The organism is Bacillus sp. RCC_6_1, from assembly GCF_041360755.1.
Taxonomy (GTDB): Bacteria; Bacillota; Bacilli; order Bacillales; family Bacillaceae_G; genus Bacillus_A; species Bacillus_A cereus.
In genome coordinates this window covers 1028958-1052251 of record NZ_JBFUPV010000001.1, presented here as the reverse complement: position 1 = coordinate 1052251, position 23294 = coordinate 1028958, and the positions used below count along the sequence as shown (strand labels likewise).

Here is a 23294-nt window from a genome sequence, read left to right as displayed (position 1 = left end):
TTATGTCAATTTAATTAGGGATGGAAGTTGCTTTAAGACACTGGGGAATGTCTTATAAATTAGGGAGGAACAACTTCAATACATATACTATAAAAGGTAGGTGTGACTCTCATGTGAACATAGGGTGAAAGAGAGAGGGAGTTTTAAATAAAAGATAGAAAGACAAAAAATAAGACCATCACATAAGATGGTCAAGGAAGGGGACAATTTATGTCAATTTAATTAGGGATGGAAGCTGTTCAAAGACACTGGGGAATGTCTTATAAATTAGGGAGGAACAACTTCGATACATATACTATAAAAGGTAGATGTGACCTCTGTGTGAACATAGAGTGAAAGAGAGAGGGAGTTTTAAATAAAAGATAGAAAGACAAAAAAATAAGACCATCATTTATAAGATGGTCAAGGAAGGGGACAATTTATGTCAATTTAATTAGGGATGGAAGTTGCTTTAAGACACTGGGGAATGTCTTATAAATTAGGGAGGAACAACTTCGATACATATACTATAAAAGATAGATGTGACCTCTGTGTGAATATAGAGTGAAAGAGAGAGGGAGTTTTAAATAAAATGAAAATTTAATGAGTGTTTTTTGTTCATCCCCTGTTGATTATTAGCCTTAACCAATCGGGCGTTTATTGCCCACAAATAGCGGAATAAAAGATAAAGCAAACAAAAAATAAGACCATCATTTATAAGATGGTCAATGGAAGGGGACAATTTATGTCAATTTAATTAGGGATGGAAGCTATTCAAAGACACTGGGGAATGTCTTATAAATTAGGGAGGAACAGCTTCGATACATATACTATAAAAGGTGGATGTGACCTCTATGTGAACATAGAGTGAAAGATATGGGGATTTGAAAGATAGTACATATGAAATTGTTATTGCTAGCAATATAGAATTAGGATATAGAGTTTTCCAGCATAAAACGAAAAGGAATCTGAATATAAATAAAAGTTGTAATCTATGAAAAAAAAGATTATGCTCAACTATATTATGAGAATATAAGGTTTGTCCCAATTATTTAAGGGCTTTTAAAAAGCTTTTTATTGTATGAGGGGAAGCTTCACTTTAATAAGGGAGTTAGTGATATGGACGTAACAAAAAAACAAGGGCTGTATAATCGTCTTATACGATTAAACCCACCACAAATATTAGCATTAGGCTTTTTCTGCTTAATTGTGGTTGGCGGTTTGTTATTAAAATTACCATTCGCAACGAAAGCACATATTAGTTGGGTAGATGCTTTCTTTACAGCAACGTCAGCAGCGACCGTAACTGGTTTGGGAGTAGTGGATACAGCAAGTACATTTACGATGTTTGGCGAAATTGTTATTATGTTTTTAATTCAAACAGGTGGTCTAGGTCTTATGACAATTGCTATTTTAATTGTTTGGGTACTAGGTAAAAAAATCGGATTACGCCATCGTTTATTAATTGGAGAAGCATTTAATCAAACAAATATAGGTGGTCTTGTAAAATTAGTAAAGCGTGTCTTTATATTTTCGATTTGTATTGAACTTATTGGGGTCATCTTTTTATCGTTTCGCTTTATTCCAGAGTTTGGTTTTGGAAAAGGTTTATACTATAGTATTTTTCATGTAATTGCATCTTATAATAATGCAGGGTTTGCTTTATGGCCAGATAATTTAACAAGATATGTAGGGGATCCCATTATTAATATTGGGATTTGCTCTTTAATTGTAATCGGAGGACTCGGTTTTACCGTATTAATTGATATATGGTATAGTCGCAGTTTTCGAAAATTATCACTTCACTCAAAAATAATGATTATTGGAACAGTAGTGCTAAATGTTATAGCAATGATTGTGATTTTTGTATTGGAATATAATAATGTGAAGACGTTAGGGAATTTATCTTTAAATGAAAAACTATGGGCTTCCTTCTTTCAAGGTATTACTCCGCGGACAGCTGGATTTAATACGGTTGACTATGGAGGTATGGAAGAATCATCTATATTATTTACGATGATTTTAATGTTTATTGGTGCAGGAAGTGTATCGACAGGTGGAGGAATTAAATTAACGACGTTTGTTATCTTAATTACATCTGTCCTTTCTTTCTTTAGAAAAAAGGAGGAAATTGTTTTATTTCAGCGTACAATTAAAATGTCGACAGTAACGAGGGCATTAGCAATTGCTGTTGCCAGTCAAATACTTATTTTAGCAGCGGTATTCATATTAATGCTTACAGAAAACTTCAGCTTTATTCAATTATTATTTGAGACAATATCAGCGTTTGGCACAGTCGGATTAACGATGGGAATTACTGCACAGCTATCGGCATTCGGAAAATGTATTATTATGTTTGTTATGTTCTGCGGATTAATTGGACCATTAACACTTGTGTTCTCTTTAGCGCGACCAGCAAAACAAAAAATAAAATATCCATCGGAAGATGTGTTTACAGGATAAGGTATCCCGCGTTAAGCGAGATACCTTTTTCTTTTTTAGAACAGGGAGAACAATAGACCAATAAGTGCTACTCGGAATAAAATTGCGATAAGTGCAGCAATTCCACCGACAACTGCAGCGATACCGCCAGTTACAGTAGCTCCGCGATTATAAGCGTAAATACCGAGTAAAACAGAAACAAGACCAAATAGTGTTGGAAATGTAAATAGCGATAAGATAGATAGCGCAAGAGCGATAAAACCAGCAGTTGATCCAGCAGCGGACGATTTTACAACATCTTTATCGTCTTTATCATCGTAATCATAATCAATGCGTTGTGGTGCAACCTCAGCGGCGTACTCTTCTTTATAGTCACTATAATCACTATCTATTCTATCTCTTTTTTTATAATCATCAAATTTCTCAGTCAAAGTCATGACTCCTTTCATAACAAGGTTCAATAGTAGTATGTATCTCTTTTTCTTTTTTATCCCGCTATTTGTGGGAGTCGAGCTACGTACACATCCCACTGATTAAAGTTTCACTATACCGGAGCATGTACAGGGAGTAGTATCTTTTAAAAGAAGGAAAATGTTTTTTTGAAATAGGAAAAGTTAGTATGACTTCCTCTATTTTGGAAAATATAAAAAGGAATAATGAGGAAAGGGTGCAATACATAATGGAACATCCAATTGAAAATTTAATGAAAACGGCAATGACAAATTTAAAAGAAATGGTAGATGTAAATACAATTGTTGGGAGCCCGGTTTCAACAGCTGACGGAAATGTAGTATTAACAGTATCTCAAGTGGCTTTTGGTTTTGGAGCTGGTGGAAGTGATTTTAAAGGGGATTTCATCACTGAAAAACATAACGGTGGGCAAAATCAGCATAAAGAGAACAAACAAGGGCATCCATTTGGAGGAGGAAGCGGGGCTGGGGTTTCCATTAGTCCAGTAGCTTTTTTAGTAGTTGGTTCTAATGGGGTGCAAGTATTACATCTCAACAGCAGTACACATTTAATTGAAAAGGCTTTAAATACTGTACCAAGCACTGTAGATAAATTTGTGAATGGTCGTCAAAAGTGAACTTGCATTTTTTAGGAATTATGATATATTAGAAAAAGTGCGCTTTAGGATGATCGGAATAATTGAAATGTAAATATATATGATGTGTGGAATAAGGGAGAGGAATTTATGATTAATATCAAAAACTTAGTAGTTGGCTTATTTATGTTAGTTAGCGGCTTTGTTGTATATGTAATAAAAGAAAAAGCTCCATTCTAAAACAGACAAACCGTTAATGTCTGTTTTTAATTTACGGAAAAAAGTTGACAAGTTATTGTATTGGTGTTAGAATTTTAATTCGTGTCTCGGTTACAGCTAGTGTAAAGTAAATATCTCTTATGAATGCAATACGAAAAGTTTGCGAAAGATCGGGTAATTTTATCAACAACTTTTGTGAACAAACCCTATAAATTGTATTTATAAGCTATATATGTATACTAGTGAATCAAGGAGCGGTCAGTGGAACCGTAATGATGAGAGAGAGGTAGGGCTTTCATCCAGTATATGTTACTTTCCCGTTAGGTGAATATAAAAAAGAGGACTCCTTTTAAAAGGGGTCCTCTTTCATTTTTTAAGTGCGACTTTCAACTTGTTGACAAATTTCATCCGTTGTTAAACCGTGAGCTGTAATGACTGATCCTTTAATTGATGTATCTGCAATGCCCATCACATTAGAATCTTGCCCAGTTACAACGCAACAATCACACCCTTGTGCATCCTGTTCTGAGTTAAGTGTAACAACTTCATGACCTTGTTGTTGAAGAGCTTGTTGAACGTCTGTTAATGAGTTTTCAACGCCAATTCTAGCCATAATTATCACCTCCTACCATCTAATTGCTAGTATGCTCAAGTTCACTGCATATATTTATGAAAAGATGGTAGGAAGTAAATCTTTGTTTAGTCGTTATATACGCCAGTAAGCATTTGACTAACGAATTGATCGTTTAATGTATCTTGTGCTGAAGAAGTATTTGAATGGATGTCGATTGAAGCAATAAAATGATTATGTTCTTTCGTATTTGGTTCTACCTCTACGTAATTATCGAATTTACAAAAACCTTTCGTATCCATTAGATCAAATAATTGCAGCATTTCTACTACCTCTTGTCTCGTTCCTTTAATTTGTACACACGCCATATTTATTTCCTCCTTTATTTTGACAAATTGTTTTTTAAAAATAGGATTATGATTACGAAATGAAAAATATGAATGTTATTTTTAGACAGCGCTATTTTTGTTATTTTCCCCCTTTTTCAGCAAAAGTCGTTATATATCCCCGGATTTATAAAATCGGACGTCCGTTTATTGAATACAATAGATTCGTATCAATTGATGAAAATCCTTCTTTTAAACAAATATTTTTTTAGTGGAAATTGGCGAAAAAAATTTTTTGACTTTTTGTAAACGTTAACAATGTTGTTAAATCAGTATAAGCAAAGAAGTACGTATGATTAAAAATTATAAATTTTCTAAAAATTAACTTGATTTATTTAGAAAGGAGAGTAAACTAGGAAACAATAAAAAATTCATAGAACATAGGAGGCGCTTCTAGTGAATGAGCAATGGATTTTCTTAAATGGAGAATTTGTTCCAAAAGATGAGGCAAAAGTTTCAGTATATGATCATGGCTATTTATATGGCGATGGAGTGTTTGAAGGAATTAGAGTTTATAGCGGTAATGTTTTCCGTTTGAGAGAGCATCTTGTCCGGCTGTATGAATCAGCAAAATCAATCCTTTTAGAAATTCCATATTCATTAGATGAAGTAACAAATATTGTTGTTGAGACGATTCGACAAAATAAATTATCTAATGGATACATTCGCCTTGTTGTATCAAGAGGAGCAGGAAATCTTGGATTGGATCCCGATTCATGTAAGAAGCCGAATGTAGTAGTAATTGCAGAACAATTATCTTTATTCCCACAAGAATATTATGAGAAAGGGATTCCAGTTGTAACAGTTGCAACGCGCCGAAATCGTCCCGATGTTTTATCCCCTCAAGTAAAATCTTTAAATTACTTAAACAATATTTTAGTTCGTATTGAAGCGAAATTAGCTGGAGTACAAGAAGCACTTATGTTAAATGATCAAGGATATGTAGCTGAAGGATCAGGAGATAACGTGTTTATTGTTAAAGGAAATAAATTAATTACACCACCAAGTTCTGCTGGAGCGTTAGAAGGTATTACACGAAACGCCATTTTAGAAATCGGCGAAAAACTTGGGTATGACGTAAGAGAAGAGTTATTTACAAGACATGATGTATATGTAGCTGATGAAGTGTTTTTAACAGGAACAGCTGCTGAAGTGATTGCTGTTACGACAGTAGATGGTAGAACGATTGGCTTAGGGCAAACAGGTCCACATACGAACCGTTTATTAAAAGAGTTTCGTAAGTTAGTTGTAGAAGATGGAGAGAAAATTTACGAAGAAAATAAAGTTGGATAACAACTTTTTTAACATAAGAAAGCGTTGATAGGGAGGAGTAGTTGATTGTGAAGCCTCACAGAGAGTCGGTGGTTGCTGAAAACCGATGGTTCACGTCGACGAACATCGCCCTTGAGTGCTAAGCTAAAGCATTTGTCTAGGCTTAGACGGTAGCTCCGTTATTAGCTAGATCCATTTATGGATCACTGAGGCAAGAGTATTCTTGCGAAGAAGGGTGGTACCGCGAAATCTTTCGTCCCTTCAGCACATAGCTGGAGTGTGGACGTAGGATTTTTTTATTGTATAAAAGTTTGAAAAAGGGGGCTTATAAGAACAATGTCTTCAAAAACGGAAGAGAAACTGGCAACTGGTGCACAGCTATTGTTAGAAGCGCTAGAAAAGGAAGGCGTAGAAGTGATTTTCGGTTATCCGGGTGGTGCCGTTTTACCTCTCTATGATGCATTGTATGATTGTGAAATTCCGCATATTTTAACAAGGCATGAGCAAGGGGCAATTCACGCTGCTGAAGGGTATGCCAGAATTACAGGGCATCCAGGGGTTGTAATTGCAACGAGTGGGCCAGGTGCTACAAATGTAATTACGGGTCTAGCTGATGCGATGATTGATTCATTGCCACTTGTAGTATTTACAGGCCAAGTAGCAACAACGTTAATTGGGAGCGATGCTTTTCAAGAGGCAGATATTATGGGACTTACGATGCCAGTGACAAAACATAACTATCAAGTGCGAAAGGCCTCAGATTTACCTCGAATTATTAAAGAAGCATTTCATATTGCTAAAACTGGAAGACCAGGACCAGTCGTTATTGACCTTCCGAAAGATATGGTAGTCGAGAAAGGTGAGCAATGTAGCAATGTACAAATGGATTTACCGGGATATAACCCTAATTATGAACCGAATCTACTTCAAATAAACAAATTACTCAAAGTAATTGAAACCGCAAAAAAACCGTTAATTTTAGCTGGAGCGGGTATATTGCATGCGAAAGCTTCGAAAGAATTGACAAATTTTGCTCGTAAATATGAAATCCCTGTTGTGCATACATTACTTGGTCTTGGTGGTTTTCCACCAGATGATGAACTATTTCTAGGGATGGGAGGAATGCATGGTTCTTATACAGCAAATATGGCGTTATATGAATGTGACTTACTCATTAATATAGGCGCGAGATTTGATGATCGGCTTACAGGGAATTTAGCTTATTTTGCTAAAGGGGCTACTGTTGCGCATATCGATATCGATCCAGCAGAAATCGGGAAAAATGTGCCAACTGAAATTCCTATTGTTGCAAGTGCTAAGCGGGCATTGGAAGTATTACTTGAACCAGAAGGGGGAAAAGAAAATCATCATGAATGGATCACTTTATTAAAGGGGAGAAAAGAACAATATCCATTCTCTTATAAAAGAAATTCTGAAAGTATTAAGCCCCAATACGCAATTGATATGTTATATGAAATTACGAAGGGAGAAGCGATTGTAACAACAGACGTTGGGCAACACCAAATGTGGGCAGCCCAATATTATCCGCTGAAAAATCCACATAAATGGGTAACTTCTGGTGGATTAGGAACGATGGGGTTTGGATTTCCAGCAGCAATCGGTGCGCAAATTGCAAAGCCTGAAGAATTAGTTATTGCAATTGTTGGTGATGCTGGATTTCAAATGACTCTACAAGAATTAAGTGTATTAAAAGAACACGCTTTACCCGTTAAAGTATTTATTTTAAATAATGAAGCTTTAGGAATGGTAAGACAGTGGCAAGATGAATTTTACAATCAAAGATATTCACATTCTTTATTACCATGCCAACCAGATTTCGTCGCTCTTGCGAATGCATATGGCATAAAAGGTGTTCGTATTGACGATCCACTTCTTGCAAAGAAGCAAATCCAGCATGCTATTGAATTACAAGAGCCAGTCGTAATTGATTGTCGTGTACTTCAATCAGAGAAGGTTATGCCGATGGTTGCGCCAGGAAAAGGTGTTCACCAAATGGAGGGAGTGGAAAAAGGGTGAAGAGAATTGTTACAGCGACAGTTCGAAATCAAAGTGGTGTTTTAAACCGAATTACAGGGGTTATGACACGAAGACATTTTAATATTGAAAGTATTTCAGTAGGTCATACAGAATCATCAGATATATCGCGAATGACGATTGTTGTACACGTTGAAAGTGAACAGCAAGTGGAGCAGTTAATTAAACAACTGCATAAGCAAATTGACGTACTGAAAGTATCAGATATTACAGAAGAAGCGATGATTGCTAGAGAGCTTGCTCTTATTAAAGTAGCAACTTCTGTAGCGAGGGCAGAATTATATAGTTTAATTGAACCGTTTCGAGCCGCTGTAATAGATGTTGGGAAGGATTCCATAGTTGTGCAAGTAACAGGTACGCAAGACAAAGTAGAAGCGTTAATTGAATTACTTCGTCCATACGGTTTGAAAGAAATTGCTAGAACAGGTGTAACAGCATTTACACGTAGTATGAAAAAACAAGATAAGCAAGTTATGTTAATTCAATAATCATTTAAATATAGGGGGAAATGAAAATGGCAAAAGTTTATTATGAGAAAGATGTAACAGTAAATGTATTAAAGGAAAAGAAAGTAGCAATCATCGGATATGGCTCGCAAGGTCATGCACATGCGCAAAATTTACGTGATAACGGATTTGATGTAGTAGTAGGTTTAAGAAAAGGTAAGTCTTGGAATAAAGCGAATGAAGATGGATTTTCTGTATATACAGTAGCAGAAGCAGCGGAAAAAGCTGATGTAGTAATGATTCTACTGCCTGATGAATTACAACCAGAAGTATATGAAGCTGAAATTGCACCAAATTTACAGGCTGGAAACTCCCTCGTGTTCGCACATGGATTTAATGTTCACTTTGATCAAGTAAAACCACCAGCTAATGTAGATGTATTTCTAGTAGCGCCAAAAGGACCGGGGCATCTCGTACGCCGTACGTTCGCCGAGGGCGGGGCTGTTCCTGCATTATTTGCAGTATATCAAGATGCAACAGGAGTTGCGACTGAAAAAGCACTTTCTTATGCTGACGGAATTGGAGCAACGAGAGCTGGTGTACTAGAAACGACGTTTAAAGAAGAAACAGAAACAGATTTATTTGGAGAGCAAGCTGTACTCTGCGGCGGAGTGACTGCACTTGTAAAAGCAGGGTTTGAAACGTTAGTTGATGCAGGATATCAGCCTGAACTTGCATATTTTGAATGTTTACATGAACTGAAGCTAATCGTTGACCTTATGTACGAAGGTGGACTTGAAAATATGAGATATTCAGTTTCAGATACAGCGCAGTGGGGAGACTTCGTATCAGGACCACGCGTTGTTACTGAAGATACGAAGAAAGCGATGGGGGCAGTATTAGCAGAAATTCAAGATGGTACATTTGCAAGAGGCTGGATTGCAGAGCATAAAGCAGGAAGACCAAATTTCCATGCGACAAATGAGAAAGAGAATAAACATGAAATCGAAGTAGTTGGACGTAAATTACGTGAAATGATGCCTTTCGTACAGCCGCGAGTAAAGGTAGGGGTTAAATAATATGAAGCAGGTTTTGTTCATGGATACAACGCTTCGTGATGGCGAACAATCACCAGGAGTAAATTTAAATGAACAAGAGAAATTACAAATTGCTAGGCAATTAGAGAGGCTTGGTATTCATGTAATGGAAGCTGGATTCGCGGCAGCTTCCGAAGGTGACTTTCAATCGGTAAAACGTATTGCGAATACAATTCAAAATGCTACGGTTATGAGTTTAGCTAGAGCGAAAGAAAGTGACATTCGAAGAGCATATGAAGCTGTGAAAGGTGCTGTATCTCCTCGTCTACACGTATTTTTAGCTACGAGTGATATTCATATGAAATATAAACTTTGTATGTCAAAAGAAGATGTGTTAAATAGTATTCATCGCTCGGTTACGCTTGGAAAATCATTATTTCCGACAGTACAATTTTCTGCAGAAGATGCGACAAGAACATCGAGAGCATTTTTAGCTGAAGCAGTAGAAATTGCAATTCGAGCAGGAGCGAATGTAATTAATATTCCGGATACAGTTGGATATACGAATCCAGAAGAGTATTATTCTCTTTTTAAATACTTACAAGAATCCGTTCCATCATATGAAAAAGCGATTTTTTCTTGTCATTGTCACGATGATCTTGGTATGGCAGTAGCAAATTCGTTAGCTGCGGTTGAAGGAGGAGCATTGCAAGTAGAAGGAACGATTAATGGCATTGGAGAAAGAGCAGGGAATGCAGCGTTAGAAGAAGTTGCGGTAGCTCTTCATATTAGAAAAGATTTTTATAAAGCAGAGCCTTCAATGACTTTAAAAGAAATTAAGGCGACGAGTATATTAGTAAGCAGGTTAACGGGTATGGTTGTACCGAAAAATAAAGCAATCGTTGGAGCGAATGCATTTGCTCATGAATCGGGCATTCACCAAGACGGGGTTTTAAAAGAAGTAACAACTTATGAAATTATCGAACCAGCGCTTATAGGAGAATCTCAAAATCTCTTTGTACTTGGGAAACATTCTGGCCGTCATGCGTTTACGGAAAAAATGAAAGAGCTTGGTTATGAATTTACAAATGAAGAGCGAGATGCGGCATTCGAAGCATTTAAAAAGTTGGCTGATCGTAAAAAGGAAATTACTGAAGAAGATTTACGCGCACTTATGCTTGGTGAAGCAGCATTTGCAGCTCAGCAATATAACATTACGCAATTACAAGTGCATTTCGTATCAAATAGTACACAATGCGCAACAGTTGTGCTGAAGGATGAGGAAGGAAATGTATATGAAGATGCAGCCACTGGTTCTGGTAGTATTGAAGCGATATACAATGCGATTCAAAGAATTTTAGGATTAGAATGTGAATTGGCAGATTATCGCATACAATCTATTACACAAGGTCAAGATGCACTTGCTCACGTTCATGTTGAATTAAAAGAAGGTAGTCACCAAATATCAGGTTTCGGAGTTGCGCAAGACGTATTGGAAGCGTCGGCGAGAGCTTATGTCCATGCAGCAGGGAAATTAAAATCTCTTATAGCGCTTGTGAAATAAATATTTGATAGGTGAGAGAAGCTTTCCTCACCTATCAAATTAAAGTTCTGAAAATTCAGTTAAAAGGAGTGTTAAAAATGGAAAAACGTATCGTTTGTTTAGCTGGTGATGGTGTTGGTCCAGAAGTAATGGAAAGTGCGAAGGAAGTATTGCATATGGTAGAAAGGCTATATGGACATCATTTTCATTTGCAAGATGAGTACTTTGGTGGTGTTGCTATCGATTTAACTGGGCAACCATTACCACAGCGAACACTTGCCGCCTGTTTAGCGAGTGATGCGGTTTTACTTGGAGCAGTAGGTGGACCAAGGTGGGATAGTGCGAAAGAAAGGCCTGAGAAAGGATTATTAGCATTAAGAAAAGGACTCGGTGTATTTGCGAATGTTCGCCCTGTAACGGTAGAAAGTGCAACTGCACATTTATCACCATTAAAAAACGCTGATGAAATTGATTTCGTTGTCGTTCGTGAATTAACAGGTGGAATTTATTTTTCTTATCCGAAAGAGCGAACGGAAGAAGTGGCGACAGATACACTTACGTATCATCGCCATGAAATTGAACGTATCGTTTCGTATGCTTTTCAATTAGCGAATAAGCGGAAGAAAAAAGTAACATCTATTGATAAAGCGAATGTTTTAGAGTCTAGTAAATTATGGAGAACTGTGACAGAAGAAGTAGCACTTCGCTACCCAAATGTGGAAGTAGAACACATTTTAGTAGATGCAGCAGCTATGGAATTAATTCGGAATCCAGGAAGATTTGACGTTATTGTAACGGAAAATTTATTTGGTGATATTTTAAGTGATGAGGCTTCAGTATTAGCTGGATCATTAGGAATGCTTCCATCAGCAAGTCACGCTGAAAAGGGGCCTTCATTATACGAGCCTATTCACGGATCAGCACCGGATATTGCGGGGAAAAATAAGGCGAATCCAATTGCGATGATGCGTTCTGTTGCAATGATGCTTGGGCAATCGTTCGGATTAACGAGAGAAGGATATGCAATTGAAGAAGCAGTTTCTGCAGTCCTTAAATCAGGAAAATGTACAGCAGATATCGGGGGGACTGAAACGACAACTTCATTTACAAAGGCAGTTATTCAAGAAATGGAAGAGCAAGCGTTAGTAGGGAGAGGAAGATAATGGGGAAAAGGTTACTAGATAAGCTTTGGGAAAGACATGTAGTTGCGACTAATGAAAATGGATTGGATTTATTATATATCGATCTACATCTTGTTCATGAAGTAACGTCACCGCAAGCCTTTGAAGGCTTGCGGCTTACAAATCGAACAGTCCGCAGACCAGATTTAACATTTGCAACGATGGATCATAATATTCCAACGAAAGATGTTTGGAATATTACCGACCGCATTGCGAAGCAGCAACTAGATACACTTCGGGAAAACTGTAAACAATTTCAGGTGCCATTAGCGGATATCGGAGATGAAGAGCAAGGGATCGTTCATGTTATAGGACCAGAACTTGGACTCACACAGCCAGGAAAAACGATTGTTTGTGGTGATAGTCATACAGCGACACACGGTGCTTTTGGCGCACTAGCGTTTGGTATTGGTACGAGTGAAGTGGAACATGTATTGGCAACGCAAACGTTATGGCAACGAAAGCCGAAAGCGATGGGCATTGAGTTAAAAGGAAAGTTACCGCAAGGTGTTTATGCGAAAGATATTATTTTACATCTTCTTTCAAAGTACGGAGTAGCAGTTGGAACAGGTTACGTAATGGAATTTTACGGAGAGGCCATTCATGCTATGGATATGGAAGAGAGGATGACGCTTTGCAATATGGCAATTGAAGGGGGAGCAAAGGCTGGCATTATTGCACCAGATGAAAAAACGGTTGCTTACGTAAAAGGGCGTAAATATGCGCCGAAAGACTATGAATCTATTAAGGAAAAATGGTCAGAACTTTATACAGATTTAGATGCAGTTTATGATTTACATATTCTAGTAGATGTTACGGATTTAGCGCCGTACGTTACGTGGGGAACAAATCCTAGTATGGGTGTTCGGATTGATGAGAAATTGCCAGAAAAGCATGATGCAAATGACGAAAGAGCGTTTTCTTATATGGGGTTGAGTCCCGGACAAAGTACGTATGACATTCCAGTTCAACATGTTTTCATTGGATCTTGTACAAATTCTAGGCTTTCTGATTTAGAAATTGCTGCATCTGTCGTGAAAGGTAAAAAAGTAAAAGAAGGTGTGCGAGCACTTGTTGTACCTGGATCTCAAAGGGTAAGAGAAGCAGCGATGCATAAAGGATTACATCGCATATTTGAAGAAGCTGGATTTGAATGGAGAGAGCCCGGATGCTCAATGTGTCTAGGTATGAATCCAGATCAAGTGCCTGAAGGAGAACATTGTGCCTCTACGTCAAATCGCAATTTTGAAGGGAGACAAGGAAAGGGAGCACGAACGCATTTAGTTAGCCCGGCAATGGCGGCAGCGGCTGCGTTACATGGTCATTTTGTTGATATTAGAAAGGAGAGTTATGATGGAGCCATTTCGTATTCATAAAGGTACTGCCGCAGTACTGATGAATGATAACATTGATACAGATCAAATTATTCCGAAGCAATATTTAAAGAGAATTGAAAGAACTGGGTTTGGGAAGTTTTTATTTGATGAGTGGCGATATGATAATAATCGCCAAGAAAACCCTAATTTCCCGCTTAATGCACAAGAAAGAAAAGGAGCCAGTATATTAATCACAGGCGATAATTTTGGATGTGGCTCGTCAAGAGAACATGCTCCATGGGCACTTGCTGATTATGGTTTCCGCGTTATTATCGCTGGAGGATTTGCCGATATCTTTTATATGAATTGTATGAAAAATGGCATGTTACCGATTGTAATGGATAAAGATATGCGTGAACAACTTGCTAAAACAGATGCGAGAGAACAAATCATAGTTGATTTAGAAAATGAAATAATGACAACGAATACGCATAGATTCCATTTTACAATCGAGAAAATGTGGAAAGAGAAGTTATTAAATGGTTTAGATGAAATTAGTATTACAATGCAATATGAACAAGAAATAAAAGAGTATGAAAGAAAAGTGGCTTTACATTAAAAAAATGACGGAATATTAAAAATGTATTTACATTCAAAATTAACTGTTATATACTATGTGAAAATCAGAGGAGAAAGGGAGTAAGTATTATGAATATCGTGCAATCTATTACAATGCTTACACAACTACATCATCATACATGAAACCCTTGAACCTAGCGTGAAAACGTGTAGGTACAAGGGTTATTCCCGTTGTACCTACACTCTACTGAAGAGCCTTGTAGGTATTTTGTCTACAAGGCTCTTTTTATTTTCGGCTTAGGGGAATGAAATAGGCATACATTAGAAGGGGAAAGGTGTGAAAATTTAGATGACAAAATGGAAACGGGCAAATCCAAATGGAACGAGAGATTATTTATTCGAAGAATGTACGTTAATTGAAGAAGTAGAACAAAAATTAAGGCTTACTTTTTTAGAGAGAGGTTATGAAGAAATAAGAACACCTACAATTGAATTTTATGACGTTTTTGCATTTCAAAATAGACCGATAGATGAAGAGAAGATGTATAAATTTTTTGATGAAAAGGGAAGGATTATCGTTTTACGTCCAGATATGACAATTCCTTTAGCGAGAGTTATTGGAACACAGAGATGGGATACGCCGCTTAAAGTGACGTATAGCGGGAATGTATTTCGAGCGAATGAATCCCATTCTGGAAAATATAATGAAATCGTACAAAGTGGTATTGAAGTTATCGGGATTGATAATGTAAGAGCTGAAATTGAATGTGTAATAAGTGTCATTCAAGCACTTCAAAAGTTGAAGGTGCAATCTTTTACAATTGAGATTGGGCAAGTACAGTTATATAAATGTATTGTAAAAAAACTCTCCATCCATGATGAAGAAGAAAGGGTACTTAGAACGTATATAGAAAGTAAAAATTATGCAGCCCTCTCAAATTTTATCGGAGAAAAGAAATTAAATCGATGCGATGAGACAGTAAGGTTACTTGAGAAATTGCCAAGGCTATTTGGAAATTTAGAAGTTATTGAGGAAGCAGAAAAGCTTGCTTCAAGTAATGAAATGAAAATGGCAATTGCAAGAATAAAAGAAATGTATGAAACAATTGAAACGTTAGGATATGGTTCTTACATATCAATTGATTTGGGCATGATTCAACACTTAGATTACTATACGGGTGTTATTTTCAAAGGATATATATATGAAATTGGAGAAGAAATCGTTAGTGGCGGAAGATACGATGAGCTAATTGGCAATTTTGGAGAAATGCTGCCAGCTGTTGGACTCGCGGTACAAGTAAATCAAATTGTGAAGGCGCTGCAAGAGCAGCAAGAACCATATGAACGAAATCAAATTGATATTGTGATTCATTATGAGTTAAATAGATTAGCGGAAGCAGAAAGGCTACGAAATTTACTTCGAAAGGATGGGAAAAATGCTTGGTTATCTCTATTCTCTAATTTAAGCGATACCTTTCAATTCGCAAGAAAAAATAAAATAGGAACGGTCGTTGAGGCAAAGAATGAATACTTAGTGGAATATGTATGGAATGAGAAATGGGTAGTCCAGAAAGAAGGAGAGGCTTCATGCGTAACATTCAAATTGCGTTAACGAAAGGAAGATTAGAAAAACATGTCATTCCACTTTTTGAGCAGATTGGAATTGATTGTTCCGAGCTCAAAAATAAAGGTCGGAAGCTTGTATTTCAAAGTAAAAATACAAATGTTTCATTTATTTTAGTAAAAGCGGTTGATGTTGCTACTTATGTAGAACATGGGGTAGCTGATATTGGCATCGTTGGAAAAGATATTTTAATGGAAAACGAGAAAGATATTTATGAAATGCTGGATTTAGGAGTGGGGATTTGTAAGTTTTGTGTTGCTTCTATTCCTACGTATAATCCGAAGAGTTACCGGAAGAAAAGAATCGCTACGAAATACCCACATATTACTTCTACTTATTTTCATGATAAGGGAGAGGATGTAGAAATTATTAAAATAGAAGGTTCTGTAGAAATCGCTCCTCTTCTTGGATTGGCAGATGCGATTGTAGATATTGTTGAAACAGGAAAAACATTACAAGAGAATGGACTCATTGTATTTGAGGAAATGTACTTTATATCGGCTCGGATGATTGTAAATAAGGCAGCCTTAAAAACTAAAAAAGACGAAATATTCAGCATTATAAATATGATGGAGCAAGAAATCTTATCAGGGAAATAGGAGGATTTAAAATGGAAATCATTTATGAAGACTTTAAGGAGGCATTATCTAAAATAAAAGTGCTAAGAGAAAACGCTAATATAATAGAAGAAACTGTTCAAAGAAGTGTAAGAGAAATCATTAGACATGTAAGGGAAGGGAATGATGAGGCTTTATCTTTCTATACAAAAAAGTTTGATGGTGTAGAGATGAAAGATTTTCGTGTAAGTGAAGAAGAAATACAGCAAGCGAGTATGTTTGTAGAGAATTCATTTTTAGAAGCTTTAAAAGAGGCGAAGAAAAACATTGTTTCGTATCACGAAAAGCAAAAGAAGTATTCAATCTTCGATTGTGAAAGTAAAGGCATAATTAGAGGGCAGCTTATTCGGCCATTAGAAAATGTAGGTGTATATGTACCGGGTGGGACAGCCTCATATCCTTCTTCAGTATTAATGAATGTATTGCCGGCGAAACTTGCAGGTGTGAAAAAGATTGTAATGGTAACACCGCCGAGGAAAGGGGGAATTGATCCTCATATATTAGCTGCTGCAAATCTTGCGGGAGTAGATGAAATTTATACGATAGGTGGCGCACAAGCAATTGCTGCTTTAGCATACGGGACGGAATCGATTCCGAAAGTGGATAAAATAGTTGGACCGGGAAATTTGTACGTCGCTCTAGCGAAACGAGAAGTATACGGGATAGTAAATATCGATATGATTGCTGGTCCATCAGAAATTGTAGTTGTCGCGGATGAAACAGGTAATGCAAAATATATCGCAGCGGATTTATTATCGCAAGCAGAGCATGATGAGAGAGCAACGGCGATTTGTATTACAACGAATATGGAACTAGCTAAAGAAGTAGAAAAAGAGGTAGAAAGACAGTTAGAAACGTTACCAAGAAGTGAAATTGCACGTGAATCAATAAATAGAAATGGAGCCATCTTTATCGTTGTTTCTTTAGAGGAGGCACTAAAGTTATCAAATGAAATTGCTCCAGAACATTTAGAGTTACATATAAAAGAACCGATGAATGCTCTAGATTATGTGAAACATGCAGGCTCTATTTTCCTTGGGCCATATGCACCTGAACCGCTCGGGGATTATTTGGCGGGACCGAATCATGTATTACCAACGAGCGGAACGGCAAGATTTTTTTCTCCGTTATCAGTCGATGATTTCGTGAAAAAATCAAGTTTTATTTCTTATACAGAGGAAGCATTAAAAAATGTACAGCATCATATTGTAGAGCTTGCAAATAAAGAAGGGTTACATGCACATGCGAGAGCAATCCAAATAAGGTTTGAGGAGGAAAAATAATGCGTCAGTCCAGTCAAGCACGTGAGACGACAGAAACAAAAATTAAATTAAGTTTGCAGCTTGATGAAAGTACGAGTGTATCTATTCAAACGGGGGTTGGTTTTTTCGATCATATGCTGACTTTATTTGCTAGACATGGAAGATTTGGATTGCAAGTTGAGGCAGAAGGTGATGTATTTGTCGATGCACATCACACCGTTGAAGATGTTGGAATTGTACTCGGAAATTGCTTGAAAGAAGCATTGCAAAATAAAGAAGGAATTAATCGTTACGGTTCCGCGTATGTACCGATGGATGAATCTTTAGGATTTGTTGCAATTGATATAAGTGGACGCTCATATTGTGTATTTCAAGGGGAATTAACAAATCCGAAGCTCGGGGATTTTGATACAGAATTGACGGAAGAATTTTTTAGAGCAGTTGCACATGCTGCCAATATTACATTACATGCGCGCGTTCTATACGGAAGTAATACACATCACAAAATTGAAGCATTATTTAAAGCTTTTGGTAGAGCGCTTAGAGAAGCGGTCGAAAAAAATGCCAACATTACTGGTGTAAATTCAACGAAAGGGATGTTGTAATTGATTGCCATTATAGATTATGGAATGGGGAATATTCGCAGTGTAGAGCAAGCATTAAAATATATTGAGGCAGAGTACATTGTAACGAGTGATAAAGAAGAGATATTGAGAAGCGATGGCGTGATTCTACCGGGAGTAGGTGCATTTCCGAAAGCGATGGAAGTATTAAAAGAAAGAGATTTAGTGTGTGTACTAAAAGAAGTTTGTGACATAGGAAAACCACTCCTCGGTATATGTTTGGGCATGCAACTTTTATTTGAACGAAGTGAGGAACTAAAAGATTGTAGCGGGTTAGGTTTACTACCAGGTGAAATTCGGAAGTTAAAAGTTTCGTATAAAATTCCTCATATGGGATGGAATGAATTAAGGAAGGAAAGAGAATTTCCGCTTTGGAATGGATTAGTGGATGGTTCTTTCGTGTATTATGTTCACTCATATTACGCGGATTGTCCAGATGAAATTGTATGCGGAGTAAGTGATTATGGAATGCAAATACCAGGGTTTGTCGCGAAAGGAAATGTATTTGGTGCACAGTTTCATCCAGAAAAAAGTGGCGAAATTGGCATGCAAATATTAAAAAATTTTCAAGGAGTGGTAGAAGCATGGAAATCTTCCCAGCTATCGATTTAAAAGAAGGGCGATGCGTTAGACTTTATCAAGGAGAGTTTAGTAAAGAAACGGTGATGAATGAAGATCCGGTAGCGCAGGCGATCATATTTGAAAAGCTTGGAGCGGAAATACTACACATTGTTGATTTAGACGGTGCAATTGCTGGCGAGTCGTTAAATTTGCCCGTCATTGAAAAAATCTGCAAGGCGGTACGTATTCCTGTGCAAGTGGGAGGAGGAATTCGTTCACTTGTAACGGTGGAGAAGTTATTGTCAGCAGGTGTAGAAAAAGTGATTTTAGGAACAGCAGCTCTTTATGATAAGTCATTTTTAGAGGAAGCAGTTCGTCTATATAAAGAGAAAATCATTGTTGGAATTGATGCGAAAAATGGTTTCGTAGCAACGAGAGGTTGGCTTGATCTGTCTGAAATTTCTTACGTTAGTTTAGCGAAACAAATGGAAAGTTTAGGTGTTCAAACGATTGTGTTTACAGACATTTCGAAAGACGGGACGCTTGCAGGTCCAAATTTTGAACAATTAGCGATACTTCAAAAAAGTGTGGGCATTCGTCTCATCGCCTCTGGAGGAGTGGCATCTATTCAAGATGTGAAAAAGTTAAATGATATGAATATATATGGTGTCATAATTGGAAAGGCGCTTTACGAGAAAACGATTGATTTAGAAGAAGTGTTACAGGTAACGAAGTTATGTTAGCGAAACGAATCATTCCATGTCTAGATGTGAAAGAAGGGCGAGTCGTAAAGGGTGTAAATTTTATAGGATTACAAGATGTCGGTGATCCGGTTGAAATAGCTGAAGCATATAACGAGGCAGGGGCAGATGAAATCGTATTTTTAGATATTACAGCGACTCATGAAGGAAGAAAAACGATTATAGATGTTGTAGAAAAAACAGCAGCTAAAGTATTTATTCCTCTTACGGTTGGCGGGGGGATTTCAAGTGTGAAAGATATGTACAATTTACTAAGAGCTGGAGCAGACAAAGTTTCAATAAACTCAGCGGCAGTGCGAAACCCGAAGCTTATAGAAGAAGGGACAGAACACTTTGGATCACAATGTATTGTCGTGGCAATTGATGCTAGAAAAGTAGCAGAAGGTAAATGGAACGTATACGTCAACGGCGGAAGAGTTGACACAGGAATGGATGTCATAGAATGGGCGAAGCGTGTTGTTAAACTTGGGGCAGGTGAAATTTTGTTAACGAGTATGGATGCAGATGGAACGAAAAGCGGATATGACCTTCGTTTAACAGAAGAAATTTCAAAAAGTGTTTCCATTCCAGTCATCGCATCAGGGGGCTGTGGTCATACGGATCACATTATAGAAGTTTTTCAAAAGACAACAGTTGATGCAGCGTTAGCGGCATCCATCTTTCATTATGGTGAGGCGACAGTGCAGAGTGTAAAGCGAAAATTAAGAGATGCAAATGTTGAGGTGCGGTTATGAAACCTAATTTTTCAAAAGGATTAATACCAGCAATTGTCATCGAAGAAGGTACGAAAGAAGTTTTAATGCTAGCTTATATGAATGAAGAAGCATATGAAAAAACGTTAGAGACGAAAAGAACATGGTTTTATTCTCGTTCGAGGCAGTCGTTATGGAATAAGGGGGGAACATCAGGGAATCTTCAATATGTGCAATCTTTATATTTAGATTGTGATCAAGATTCAATTGTTGTGAATGTGAAACAAGTAGGACCTGCTTGTCATACGGGAGAGAAGACATGTTTTCACTATCAAATTATATAGGGGGATACATATGGAAAATGCCTTTAAGTTGCTGTATAAAATAATTGAAGAACGAAAGGAAAGCCCACTTCCTGAATCGTATACAAATTATTTATTTTCAAAAGGAGAAGATAAAATTTTAAAGAAAATTGGTGAAGAGTGTGCTGAAGTAATTATCGCATGTAAAAATAATGATAAAGAAGAAGTAGTGAAAGAAATGGTTGATGTATTTTATCACTGTTTCGTTTTATTAGCTGAAAAAAATATTACATTGGAAGATGTCATGCGAGAGGTGAAAGAACGAAATGGAAAGCTTTCGAGAGTTGGGGATAGAAGGGAAATAGATACATTATAAGGGGGAATGTATATGAAAGTAGATTATCATCTTCACTTAGAAGAAGGACCGTATTCAATAGGATGGCTTGCTAAAATAAATGAAGCGCTGGAACGTTATGAACCGCTTCAAGAAAGGCATTCTATTGATTGGCTTATGAAAACACAAGAGCGTTTGCAAAAGCGTGTGAAGGAAGGGCCATTTACAACAGAATGGATGGACCTCTATTTAGAAGAAGCTGTGCGAAAAGGTATAACAGAAGTTGGGATTGTTGATCATTTATATCGTTTTCATGAAGCGAAAGGATATTATGAAAAATATGTAGATATTAGTGATTCTAAGCTCGGTCGTATACAGAAGGAATGGTTAGATCAAGTAAGGGTAGTTTCACTGTATGATTTTACAAAGGGCATTGAAGAGGCGAAAGAACGATGGAGTAAAAGAGGTGTCACACTTAAACTTGGAATTGAAGCGGATTATTTTATTGGTTGTGAAGGAGAGTTAAAAGAATTATTAGCGCTAGGAGACTTTGATTATATAATTGGTTCCGTTCATTTTCTAAATGGCTGGGGATTTGATAATCCAGATACGAAAGAATATTTTGAGAAGCATGACCTACGCGCATTATATGATATGTTTTTTAAAACAGTTGAGAGTGCGATTCGTACCGAGTTATTTGATATTATCGCTCATCTTGATAATATAAAGGTATTTAATTATCGATTGGATGAGAATGAACAGCTTTCTTATTATGAGGAAATTGCCTGTGCGTTAGTAGAAACGAATACGGCAACAGAAATAAATGCAGGATTATACTATCGTTATCCTGTTCGTGAAATGTGCCCAAGTCCACTATATTTACAAGTATTAGCTAAGTATGGTGTTCCAATTACGATTTCTTCGGATGCCCATTATCCAAATGATTTAGGGAATTATGTACAAGAAAATGTACAAACATTACTAGCTCACGGTGTTACTCAGGTTGCAACATTTACGAAGCGAGCAAGAGTAATGAGGTCGCTTGAAGAAGAAGTAACAAATTCAAAATGAAACGCAATTTTTTGATGAAAACCGTCCTTTTTGTTCAAAATAAGAAAGAATGAAAAGGAGGGTAAGAAATGGCGAAACAACAAAATAAACAAAATGTACAAGGTGCACAGCAACAAGCTTATACTTCTGAAACGAATGCTGAATCTCAATCGGTTATTGAGGAGCAAATTAGCGATACGGTTGCAGAAGGAACGATTGATGTGAAGCTTGGAAAAGAATCGCAGGAAAAAGCGTAAGAAAAGGGGAGAGTTGCATCTCCTCTTTTTTCATGGAAAAGTGTCGATTTTTAAAACTATAATCAAATTCCTTGGTTTTTATATGTGGATTTCTTACAATGAAATATAAGAGATATCTTATTTTCTATAGAAGAGGTGTTAGTAGTGGCAAAAATATTAGTAGCGGGAAAAATTCCGAAAATTGGATTAGAACTATTAAAAGATCATGATGTAGAAATGTACGATAAAGAGGAGTTAATTTCTATAGATGAATTAACAGAGCGTGTAAAAGATAAAGATGCATTGTTAAGTTTACTTTCGACAAAGGTGCCAAAAGAAGTTATTGATGCAGCCCCTCATTTAAAGATTGTTGCAAACTATGGTGCTGGTTACGACAATATTGATTACACGTATGCGGGCGAAAAAGGAATTGCAGTTACGAATACACCGAAAGTATCAACGGAAGCGACTGCAGAATTAACATTTGCACTTCTTTTAGCAGCGGCGCGTAGAATTCCTGAAGGGGATACGTTATGTCGTACGACTGGATTTAACGGATGGGCACCGTTATTTTTCTTAGGACGAGAAGTTCATGGTAAGAAAATCGGAATTATAGGTCTTGGAGAAATCGGGAAGGCTGTTGCAAAACGTGCGAAAGCATTTGGAATGGATGTTTTATATACAGGGCCAAATCGTAAGCTTGAAGCTGAAAGTGAGCTGGGGGCAACGTATGTGATGTTGGAAGAATTATTACAAACAGCAGACTTTATTACAATTAACTGTGCTTATAATCCAAAATTACATCATATGATTGATGAAGAGCAGTTTAAAATGATGAAGAAAACAGCGTATATTGTAAATGCTTCACGTGGGCCAATTATGAATGAAGCAGCACTTGCTCATGCATTAAAAACGAATGAAATTGAAGGAGCAGCTCTTGACGTGTTTGAATTTGAACCGAAAATTACAGAAGAGCTAAAAGAATTAAAGAATGTAGTACTTGCTCCACACGTAGGGAATGCAACATTTGAAACTCGTGATGCGATGGCTGAAATGGCTGTCAGAAATATTTTAGCTGTATTAAACGGTGAAGAGCCAGTAACACCTGTAAATCAAAAGGTATTAGTTACAAAATAAAAAGAAACCTTCCGGACTCGGAAG

At 37.0% G+C, this 23294-nt stretch carries 26 protein-coding genes and 1 other annotated feature; of the genes, 23 read left to right on the top strand and 3 right to left on the bottom strand.

Features of this window, described 5'->3' with window-relative positions:
* The first annotated feature begins 1098 nt into the window (after nt 1–1098).
* Nucleotides 1099–2442 carry a TrkH family potassium uptake protein gene (locus AB6801_RS05265; RefSeq protein WP_000383522.1) on the top strand — a complete coding sequence of 448 codons (1344 nt, stop codon included), beginning with the start codon at nt 1099–1101 and terminating at the stop codon, nt 2440–2442.
* Nucleotides 2443–2477: 35 nt separating this feature from the next.
* Here the strand turns inward: AB6801_RS05265 and AB6801_RS05260 are convergent, their stop codons facing one another.
* Nucleotides 2478–2852, bottom strand: a complete 375-nt coding sequence (locus tag AB6801_RS05260) for a hypothetical protein (RefSeq protein WP_000136535.1) — start codon at nt 2850–2852, stop codon at nt 2478–2480.
* Between the two features lie 188 nt (nt 2853–3040).
* On the opposite strand from AB6801_RS05260, the gene ytfJ reads away from it, so the two are divergent.
* Both ytfJ and AB6801_RS05250 read left to right on the top strand, forming a co-directional pair.
* Nucleotides 3041–3508 (top strand): GerW family sporulation protein, encoded by a 468-nt coding sequence (ytfJ, locus tag AB6801_RS05255; protein ID WP_000204234.1) that lies wholly within the window; start codon nt 3041–3043, stop codon nt 3506–3508.
* A 108-nt stretch (nt 3509–3616) separates the two neighbouring features.
* Nucleotides 3617–3706 (top strand): hypothetical protein, encoded by a 90-nt coding sequence (locus AB6801_RS05250; protein ID WP_000608227.1) that lies wholly within the window; start codon nt 3617–3619, stop codon nt 3704–3706.
* A 352-nt stretch (nt 3707–4058) separates the two neighbouring features.
* Here AB6801_RS05250 and AB6801_RS05245 read toward each other — a convergent pair whose 3' ends face one another.
* Nucleotides 4059–4298, bottom strand: coding sequence for a YkuS family protein (locus AB6801_RS05245; protein WP_000101022.1), 240 nt, complete (start codon nt 4296–4298; stop codon nt 4059–4061).
* A gap of 86 nt (nt 4299–4384) precedes the next feature.
* Nucleotides 4385–4624 carry a DUF3911 family protein gene (locus tag AB6801_RS05240; RefSeq protein ID WP_000752512.1) on the bottom strand — a complete coding sequence of 80 codons (240 nt, stop codon included), beginning with the start codon at nt 4622–4624 and terminating at the stop codon, nt 4385–4387.
* Nucleotides 4625–5038: 414 nt separating this feature from the next.
* Here AB6801_RS05240 and ilvE point away from each other — a divergent pair, with 414 nt between their 5' ends.
* From ilvE to AB6801_RS05140, 20 genes are all read left to right on the top strand, one after another.
* A complete protein-coding gene (ilvE, locus tag AB6801_RS05235) occupies nt 5039–5935 on the top strand; it encodes a branched-chain-amino-acid transaminase (RefSeq protein WP_001005487.1) in 897 nt (298 codons plus the stop codon).
* Between the two features lie 15 nt (nt 5936–5950).
* Nucleotides 5951–6178 (top strand) — a binding site (T-box leader).
* Nucleotides 6179–6250: 72 nt separating this feature from the next.
* Nucleotides 6251–7951, top strand: coding sequence for an acetolactate synthase large subunit (gene ilvB / locus AB6801_RS05230; protein ID WP_097998905.1), 1701 nt, complete (start codon nt 6251–6253; stop codon nt 7949–7951).
* Nucleotides 7948–8457: an acetolactate synthase small subunit gene (ilvN, locus tag AB6801_RS05225; RefSeq protein ID WP_000822952.1), complete on the top strand. Its 510-nt coding sequence runs from the start codon at nt 7948–7950 to the stop codon at nt 8455–8457. The genes ilvB and ilvN overlap by 4 nt, the downstream gene beginning before the upstream one ends.
* A gap of 26 nt (nt 8458–8483) precedes the next feature.
* Nucleotides 8484–9494 (top strand): ketol-acid reductoisomerase, encoded by a 1011-nt coding sequence (gene ilvC / locus AB6801_RS05220; protein ID WP_001151747.1) that lies wholly within the window; start codon nt 8484–8486, stop codon nt 9492–9494.
* Nucleotide 9495: 1 nt separating this feature from the next.
* A complete protein-coding gene (gene leuA / locus AB6801_RS05215; protein WP_000815753.1) occupies nt 9496–11016 on the top strand; it encodes a 2-isopropylmalate synthase in 1521 nt (506 codons plus the stop codon).
* Nucleotides 11017–11093: 77 nt separating this feature from the next.
* Nucleotides 11094–12158, top strand: a complete 1065-nt coding sequence (leuB, locus tag AB6801_RS05210; RefSeq protein WP_000415384.1) for a 3-isopropylmalate dehydrogenase — start codon at nt 11094–11096, stop codon at nt 12156–12158.
* Nucleotides 12158–13552: a 3-isopropylmalate dehydratase large subunit gene (gene leuC / locus AB6801_RS05205; RefSeq protein WP_000518099.1), complete on the top strand. Its 1395-nt coding sequence runs from the start codon at nt 12158–12160 to the stop codon at nt 13550–13552. The genes leuB and leuC overlap by 1 nt, the downstream gene beginning before the upstream one ends.
* Nucleotides 13530–14111, top strand: coding sequence for a 3-isopropylmalate dehydratase small subunit (leuD, locus tag AB6801_RS05200; RefSeq protein ID WP_000433186.1), 582 nt, complete (start codon nt 13530–13532; stop codon nt 14109–14111). The genes leuC and leuD overlap by 23 nt, the downstream gene beginning before the upstream one ends.
* A gap of 309 nt (nt 14112–14420) precedes the next feature.
* The gene (locus tag AB6801_RS05195) at nt 14421–15683 is read left to right on the top strand and encodes an ATP phosphoribosyltransferase regulatory subunit (protein ID WP_000170293.1); all 1263 of its coding nucleotides are present in this window, start codon (nt 14421–14423) and stop codon (nt 15681–15683) included.
* Nucleotides 15659–16294, top strand: coding sequence for an ATP phosphoribosyltransferase (hisG, locus tag AB6801_RS05190; RefSeq protein WP_001244493.1), 636 nt, complete (start codon nt 15659–15661; stop codon nt 16292–16294). Before AB6801_RS05195 ends, hisG begins: the two co-directional genes overlap by 25 nt.
* A gap of 11 nt (nt 16295–16305) precedes the next feature.
* On the top strand, nt 16306–17595 hold the full coding sequence (gene hisD / locus AB6801_RS05185; RefSeq protein WP_097998907.1) for a histidinol dehydrogenase: 1290 nt from the start codon (nt 16306–16308) through the stop codon (nt 17593–17595).
* Entirely contained in the window at nt 17595–18179 is a 585-nt protein-coding gene (gene hisB / locus AB6801_RS05180; protein WP_001249951.1) for an imidazoleglycerol-phosphate dehydratase HisB, read from the top strand. The genes hisD and hisB overlap by 1 nt, the downstream gene beginning before the upstream one ends.
* Nucleotides 18180–18809 carry an imidazole glycerol phosphate synthase subunit HisH gene (gene hisH, locus AB6801_RS05175; RefSeq protein WP_000560336.1) on the top strand — a complete coding sequence of 210 codons (630 nt, stop codon included), beginning with the start codon at nt 18180–18182 and terminating at the stop codon, nt 18807–18809. It begins immediately after the preceding gene.
* The gene (hisA, locus tag AB6801_RS05170; RefSeq protein ID WP_000402298.1) at nt 18782–19501 is read left to right on the top strand and encodes a 1-(5-phosphoribosyl)-5-[(5-phosphoribosylamino)methylideneamino]imidazole-4-carboxamide isomerase; all 720 of its coding nucleotides are present in this window, start codon (nt 18782–18784) and stop codon (nt 19499–19501) included. Before hisH ends, hisA begins: the two co-directional genes overlap by 28 nt.
* Entirely contained in the window at nt 19495–20253 is a 759-nt protein-coding gene (gene hisF, locus AB6801_RS05165) for an imidazoleglycerol phosphate synthase cyclase subunit (RefSeq protein ID WP_097998908.1), read from the top strand. Before hisA ends, hisF begins: the two co-directional genes overlap by 7 nt.
* Entirely contained in the window at nt 20250–20555 is a 306-nt protein-coding gene (gene hisI, locus AB6801_RS05160) for a phosphoribosyl-AMP cyclohydrolase (RefSeq protein ID WP_097998909.1), read from the top strand. Before hisF ends, hisI begins: the two co-directional genes overlap by 4 nt.
* Before the next feature lie 10 nt (nt 20556–20565).
* The gene (hisE, locus tag AB6801_RS05155) at nt 20566–20889 is read left to right on the top strand and encodes a phosphoribosyl-ATP diphosphatase (protein ID WP_000426351.1); all 324 of its coding nucleotides are present in this window, start codon (nt 20566–20568) and stop codon (nt 20887–20889) included.
* 12 nt (nt 20890–20901) lie between these two features.
* Complete coding sequence (locus AB6801_RS05150; RefSeq protein ID WP_016109656.1) at nt 20902–21918, top strand: histidinol phosphate phosphatase domain-containing protein; 1017 nt, start codon at nt 20902–20904, stop codon at nt 21916–21918.
* A 68-nt stretch (nt 21919–21986) separates the two neighbouring features.
* Nucleotides 21987–22154 (top strand): YozQ family protein, encoded by a 168-nt coding sequence (locus AB6801_RS05145; RefSeq protein ID WP_001118880.1) that lies wholly within the window; start codon nt 21987–21989, stop codon nt 22152–22154.
* Nucleotides 22155–22298: 144 nt separating this feature from the next.
* Entirely contained in the window at nt 22299–23270 is a 972-nt protein-coding gene (locus tag AB6801_RS05140) for an NAD(P)-dependent oxidoreductase (RefSeq protein WP_097998910.1), read from the top strand.
* Nucleotides 23271–23294: the final 24 nt, after the last annotated feature.

What these genes read in the sequence shown, in the direction of transcription:
- AB6801_RS05265 (WP_000383522.1), top strand. Translation starts at nt 1,099, where the DNA reads ATGGACGTAACAAAAAAACAAGGGCTGTATAATCGTCTTATACGATTA.
- ytfJ (WP_000204234.1), top strand. Translation starts at nt 3,041, where the DNA reads ATGACTTCCTCTATTTTGGAAAATATAAAAAGGAATAATGAGGAAAGG.
- AB6801_RS05250 (WP_000608227.1), top strand. Translation starts at nt 3,617, where the DNA reads ATGATTAATATCAAAAACTTAGTAGTTGGCTTATTTATGTTAGTTAGC.
- AB6801_RS05245 (WP_000101022.1), bottom strand. Translation starts at nt 4,298, where the DNA reads ATGGCTAGAATTGGCGTTGAAAACTCATTAACAGACGTTCAACAAGCT.
- AB6801_RS05240 (WP_000752512.1), bottom strand. Translation starts at nt 4,624, where the DNA reads ATGGCGTGTGTACAAATTAAAGGAACGAGACAAGAGGTAGTAGAAATG.
- ilvB (WP_097998905.1), top strand. Translation starts at nt 6,251, where the DNA reads ATGTCTTCAAAAACGGAAGAGAAACTGGCAACTGGTGCACAGCTATTG.
- ilvC (WP_001151747.1), top strand. Translation starts at nt 8,484, where the DNA reads ATGGCAAAAGTTTATTATGAGAAAGATGTAACAGTAAATGTATTAAAG.
- leuA (WP_000815753.1), top strand. Translation starts at nt 9,496, where the DNA reads ATGAAGCAGGTTTTGTTCATGGATACAACGCTTCGTGATGGCGAACAA.
- leuB (WP_000415384.1), top strand. Translation starts at nt 11,094, where the DNA reads ATGGAAAAACGTATCGTTTGTTTAGCTGGTGATGGTGTTGGTCCAGAA.
- leuC (WP_000518099.1), top strand. Translation starts at nt 12,158, where the DNA reads ATGGGGAAAAGGTTACTAGATAAGCTTTGGGAAAGACATGTAGTTGCG.
- leuD (WP_000433186.1), top strand. Translation starts at nt 13,530, where the DNA reads ATGGAGCCATTTCGTATTCATAAAGGTACTGCCGCAGTACTGATGAAT.
- AB6801_RS05195 (WP_000170293.1), top strand. Translation starts at nt 14,421, where the DNA reads ATGACAAAATGGAAACGGGCAAATCCAAATGGAACGAGAGATTATTTA.
- hisG (WP_001244493.1), top strand. Translation starts at nt 15,659, where the DNA reads ATGCGTAACATTCAAATTGCGTTAACGAAAGGAAGATTAGAAAAACAT.
- hisD (WP_097998907.1), top strand. Translation starts at nt 16,306, where the DNA reads ATGGAAATCATTTATGAAGACTTTAAGGAGGCATTATCTAAAATAAAA.
- hisB (WP_001249951.1), top strand. Translation starts at nt 17,595, where the DNA reads ATGCGTCAGTCCAGTCAAGCACGTGAGACGACAGAAACAAAAATTAAA.
- hisA (WP_000402298.1), top strand. Translation starts at nt 18,782, where the DNA reads ATGGAAATCTTCCCAGCTATCGATTTAAAAGAAGGGCGATGCGTTAGA.
- hisF (WP_097998908.1), top strand. Translation starts at nt 19,495, where the DNA reads ATGTTAGCGAAACGAATCATTCCATGTCTAGATGTGAAAGAAGGGCGA.
- hisI (WP_097998909.1), top strand. Translation starts at nt 20,250, where the DNA reads ATGAAACCTAATTTTTCAAAAGGATTAATACCAGCAATTGTCATCGAA.
- hisE (WP_000426351.1), top strand. Translation starts at nt 20,566, where the DNA reads ATGGAAAATGCCTTTAAGTTGCTGTATAAAATAATTGAAGAACGAAAG.
- AB6801_RS05150 (WP_016109656.1), top strand. Translation starts at nt 20,902, where the DNA reads ATGAAAGTAGATTATCATCTTCACTTAGAAGAAGGACCGTATTCAATA.
- AB6801_RS05145 (WP_001118880.1), top strand. Translation starts at nt 21,987, where the DNA reads ATGGCGAAACAACAAAATAAACAAAATGTACAAGGTGCACAGCAACAA.